This window comes from Sporomusa sp. GT1, from assembly GCF_014634905.1.
Classification (GTDB): domain Bacteria; phylum Bacillota; class Negativicutes; order Sporomusales; family Sporomusaceae; genus Sporomusa; species Sporomusa sphaeroides.
In genome coordinates this window covers 1-5083 of record NZ_BMBX01000054.1, presented here as the reverse complement: position 1 = coordinate 5083, position 5083 = coordinate 1, and the positions used below count along the sequence as shown (strand labels likewise).

Sequence of the window (5083 nt, the reverse complement as noted above, 5' to 3'; positions counted from 1 at the left end):
ACTGGCGCTGACGGGACTACCGGCCCCACCGGCGCAACTGGCGCTGACGGGACTACCGGCCCCACCGGCGCAACTGGAGAAACGGGCCCAACAGGCGAAACCGGTCCGATGGGACCAACCGGCCCCACTGGAGCTTCGATTTTGACAGGCATAGGCGAGCCCACTTGTAATATTGGTGAATTTGGGGACACATACATTGATCTTTCCACAGGGGAAGTCTATCAGAAATACGAGATGCCGCCGGAACCTGAAATAAGAATAATCCCCCCGCCAACAGGAGTTGATATTTTAGTAGGCTCAACCCGACCTTTTACTACGATCCAAGACGGTATAGATGCCGCAAGTGACGGAGACAGGGTACTTTTGGATGCAGAGACCTTTATCATTACAAGCAGTATTGTTGTAAATAAGTCCATTACCATAGAAGGACAGGGTCAAGGTCAGACTTTTGTTACAACTACAAATACATCTGTTGTCAACATGTTTAATGTCTCTGTAGGGGATGTAGTCATTTCAAACATGACAATTGAGCAGAATTTTGTTTCTATCTTAGGAGTAGAAAGCGTTATAAGGGTAAGCAATTTATCTGCTACGGGAATTTATATTGACAATTGCGGAATTGTACTTTGTGAATTGGGGATTGGTCTGACTGTAAGTGAATTCCAGATTACCAACTGTGCATTTTCCTATTCACCTTTAGCAGGTGCGGCCAATGGAAATTACCACATCTATATGTCATCTACGGATGGAAACAGCATCATTGCCAACAATACCTTTACAACAGGCGGAGGTGCGAACAATACAAGGTTCATCATCATTACCAATGTAGGGGTAAGTTCCGGAACGCTGGAAGGGGCATTGCTTATAAAGAACAATACCCAGCTTGCGGCTGCCGATACATTGAGGCATTTGCTTGTGATTGAAGAGTTCATTGGAAGTAATTTTATGCTTTATGTAAATGATAATACTCTCATTAGCGAAAGTAATGTGCCTGTTTTATTGTTTAGCCCCGGCTTAAATATTTTTGCCTTCCTTGAAGTAGTTGGCAATAATATACAGGGTACCGCCGGAAAAGGCCTGATTGGTATCGACGGGGGTTCTTCTGGCAATACAGTATTGTTCGAAGCGGATAATACCATTGCCAATACGACATTTGCAACGGACTGGGAGTCAGCAACCGTACCTGAAAGCTATATCATAGGATATAATACGGCAGATATTCCCGAAGATCCGGAAATACCTATTGAAGAATGTTATTGGTTAGATATAAACGAGAGTATTTTGGGCCCGACCGGTCCAACAGGCGAAACTGGAGCTACTGGTGAGACTGGACCAACTGGCGAAACTGGGGCTACTGGTGAGACTGGGACGACTGGCGAGACCGGAGCTACTGGTGAGACCGGGCCGACTGGCGAGACCGGAGCTACTGGTGAGACTGGGCCGACTGGCGAGACCGGAGCTACTGGTGAGACCGGGGCTACTGGTGCAATTGTCAGCGCCTTCGGAACCTTAATGACGTCACTCGGAACGCTTGCGCTGACGCCCGCATCGGTTACCCTACCGCTGGTTAACCAGAGCTCCGCCTCGGGGGGCCTCGATTATACGACACCGAATACAATTACACTAACGGAGGATGGGATCTACCGGATTAACATCGATGTGACCGGCAGCTTTTCGCTGGATGGAACCGTTAGCGTTATACTGGCCATTAACGGCGTCGCGCAAGGGGATATGAACCTGGCGCTGGAGATGGTTAGCGGAATAGTCGCTACCTTTTCTTTAACGAATTACTACGCACTTTCCGCTGGAGACCAGTTAACGATCCAAATGAACTCTACCGTAGCGGGACTTTTCGCCTTTGGTCTTGTTAGCCAGGCTGGGGTTTTAGCCGTTGAAAGGGTTGCTTAACATGTAAGCCGGTCTGGAATATCAGAGGATTGCCTTAGAGCGGTCCTCTGATATTTGAAAAACCGAAACTCTCTTGCTACGGAGGACAAAAAGTTCCCAAATTTGATTAGGGTCACCCCTCATAATAACAATGGGATTTAGTGGCGGTCTGGTTATGCGGTTGACATAAATTTAAGTACCACTATTTTGGGGCTTAGATAATAGTTTCATTGTAAAGCGGCTGGTCAATCGACCAGCCGCTCTTTCGCAATATCGATACCGAAAATACCATTCTGTACCATTAAATCCCCTTTTCTTGCGCACGCAACTTTTCGAACTCCGCTTGTGTCATTTCCAACTTACGGCCCCATCCGGTAAATCCAACCAACTTATTTTACGTCTGTCCACACGAATAAGACAGGATGGCGTAGGTACAAGTTTATTACTATCCGCATTGACTGTCACTCTATTAATCAAGTTCCTTGATTAATTTACCAAGATTATCAAGAGTTGTTACATGAGACGTAAGGCCCTGCCATTCCAAAGCCGCTGTATATTTCAGGCCGGTTGCAGTAGCGACCAGAGCGATACGAGTATCATCCAGAATAAGGTTCTTTTTGCGCAGTTCTTCAACAGCAGCCAGCGGAGCAGCAGAAGCAGGCTGTACAAACAGACCCTTATTGGCAACCTTCTTCTGGCAGTCAAGGATGTGACGATCGCTTATCTGGACGCAGAAACCGCCATACTTACGAACTGCGGACATAACTTCTTCACCACTGGGCGGGAAAGGATTTTCAAATTCATGCAGAACCGTGGTGGAATTCATAGTGCGTTCAATCTTGTCTAAGCCTTTGTCAAAGGAATTGCAAATCGTTGCGCAGCCGGAAGTCTGTACGCAAACCATGGTCGGGATACGGTCTATCAAGCCACATGCCTGCATATCAAGAAAACCCCGTAAAATGCCGGTGAAATGACCACCGGAACCGGTAGGAACCACCACATAGTCCGGTGGATTGAAGTTAGTCTGCTCACAGAGCTCAAAAGCGAGTGTACGATAACCATCTACACGGAAAGGCTCATCCGAATTAATCATATAGATGGATTGTTCCTTTCCAATTTTCAGGCTTTCATCATATATATCATCATAACGTCCTTTAACCTTGATCAAAGTCGAGCCGTAGATCGCTATAGGATTCAATTTTTCCTGCGGGATCTCATCTAGCACCATGATATAGGCTCTCATGCCGAAAGCGGCAGCAAAAGCTGAAGTAGATGCAGCATTGTTACCACTGGAAACGACACCTACTTTTTTGAAACCCAATTGCTTGGCGCGCAAGACGCTAAAGAAGGAACCTCTGTCTTTAAACGACTAGGTAGGATTGGCGTTTTCGTTTTTTACCCATAGGGTTTTGATGCCGAGAGCATCAGCCAAATCCGGTAATTCGACCAGTGGAGTAAAGCCCAGGCCGAGGGTGGATTTCACGTCTTCACCTATATATTCCAGCTATATATATTTACATATAAAAAATAGATAATTTCATTGAAATAACACCATGTAAAAAACATAATATCAGCCCCAAGTATTTTAAATTAAATATCTCTGCTGTTTTGCATCAGATGCAATAAGTTTTGCAAATACATAAAATAAAAAAGGACAAGTTTTCAGCGCCAAGGTAAATGAAGTTATTACACAGCATTTACCAAAAAAGCACTGCAAACATGTCCAATAAATTATATAGTTAATTAGGAAACCATATGCGAAATCCGGCACCACATCTGGGTTACCTGCTCCAATGGTAACCGACTTTTATACTTGCTTTAGTTCGGCTAAGGCATATAAGCACGGCGGTTATCATTGTTCAATATTCCAGAATGTATTCTTTCAGAAACGTGATGCTGCCTATGCTACTGGGGCGTGGGAGCCGATGCGTCAACAAATAACAGTTCAACGGCGGAGGTCCTTCCGCCAATTCGTGCGTCTCGATTAAACCTGGACACTTCAGCATTCAAACGGTTGATTCCGGAACGATTGCCATAGATCAGATGATTTCATGAGGTAATTCCCAATGAGAGAAACTGACTGGATATTAATCCATCGCGATCCCTGTCGCAAAATTTCTGGTATCCTGCCATGCCGCGGCAAACCTGCGGGCAATGGGCACGAATTCCATTCCTGAAGGTGTAAGCTCCACCACCCTACGACCCCGCTGGCGCTCAAACAACAGTCTTTGGAGCTCTTTCTCCAGAGACTGTATTCTTTTGGTCAAAACGGATTGAGCAACATATAGGCTTTCTGCGGCTTTGGAAAAATTACCGTGATTAACAACAGCGAGGAACGCATGAACATTTACAATTTCCATTTAATACCTCCATAATATAGTCTGGAAAAACATACATATTATATTATACAATGAGCGAGCTATATCAAAGCAATAAAACCAGAAATTCTCCCCGCATGACTCTTGGTGATCCGAAATACGTTTCCAACAATGAAAGTGCCAAAGAAGTAAATTCGATCAATAAACCTTAGTTACCGAAGGAAACTAGAGAAAAGTGACGCTATACCGCCTAAAGGCGGTATTTTCTTTTACCCCCGGTAACTCTATCGACTTCAAGGGACGCCGTGACAGGCCGTTTGTCCCACGCTTTGCGCTTTTTTCATAAAGCGTTTTGCGACACCTCCTTTTTGTTTTTAGCGTTCACTACCAAAGCATATTTATGTAACACTGCATATAATGGCATAAAGTGTTTTTTTGTATGTAGTATTATATTGGAGGTTAGCGTATGGACAGAAAATATTATAGTGAAAAGGAATGCTGCCATTATCCTCATGAGAAAGAATGCTGTTGTGAACCTACGGTTATAATTAACAACTGTTTGGGTTCCAACTTCTCGACAGGTCCTACCGGCCCCACGGGACCAACAGGACCGACAGGCGCTACGGGAGCAACAGGTCCGACTGGTGTTACAGGTGCTGACGGAGTAACCGGTCCGACGGGTCCCACTGGAACTGACGGTGCGACCGGCCCTACTGGTGCTACAGGAACCTTTGATACCGGAGAAACTCTATTTAGCGTACTTGGCCCTGTAGGAACAGCCACTGTAGGGTTTGGCGAGAGTTTAATCTTCCAATCCACGACACTGGATATTACTGTGACTGAAGGCTCTGCAATTGTGACAATTGAAGATATTACTC

2 protein-coding genes and 2 pseudogenes are annotated in these 5083 nt (G+C 45.3%); 2 read left to right on the top strand and 2 right to left on the bottom strand.

Translation table 11 applies throughout. The features are described from left to right. Positions 1-141: 141 nt before the first annotated feature. The gene (locus GT1_RS22690; RefSeq protein WP_223226442.1) at positions 142-1908 is read left to right on the top strand and encodes a collagen-like protein; all 1767 of its coding nucleotides are present in this window, start codon (positions 142-144) and stop codon (positions 1906-1908) included. Between the two features lie 448 nt (positions 1909-2356). On the opposite strand, the pseudogene GT1_RS21750 reads toward GT1_RS22690, so the two are convergent. Both GT1_RS21750 and GT1_RS21745 read right to left on the bottom strand, forming a co-directional pair. Further along, a pseudogene (locus GT1_RS21750) lies at positions 2357-3244 on the bottom strand (pyridoxal-phosphate dependent enzyme); the annotation flags it as partial. Positions 3245-3974: 730 nt separating this feature from the next. Further along, the gene (locus tag GT1_RS21745) at positions 3975-4247 is read right to left on the bottom strand and encodes a LysR family transcriptional regulator (RefSeq protein WP_188400475.1); all 273 of its coding nucleotides are present in this window, start codon (positions 4245-4247) and stop codon (positions 3975-3977) included. A gap of 424 nt (positions 4248-4671) precedes the next feature. On the opposite strand from GT1_RS21745, the pseudogene GT1_RS21740 reads away from it, so the two are divergent. Next, positions 4672-5083, top strand: a pseudogene (locus tag GT1_RS21740) (hypothetical protein); the annotation flags it as partial.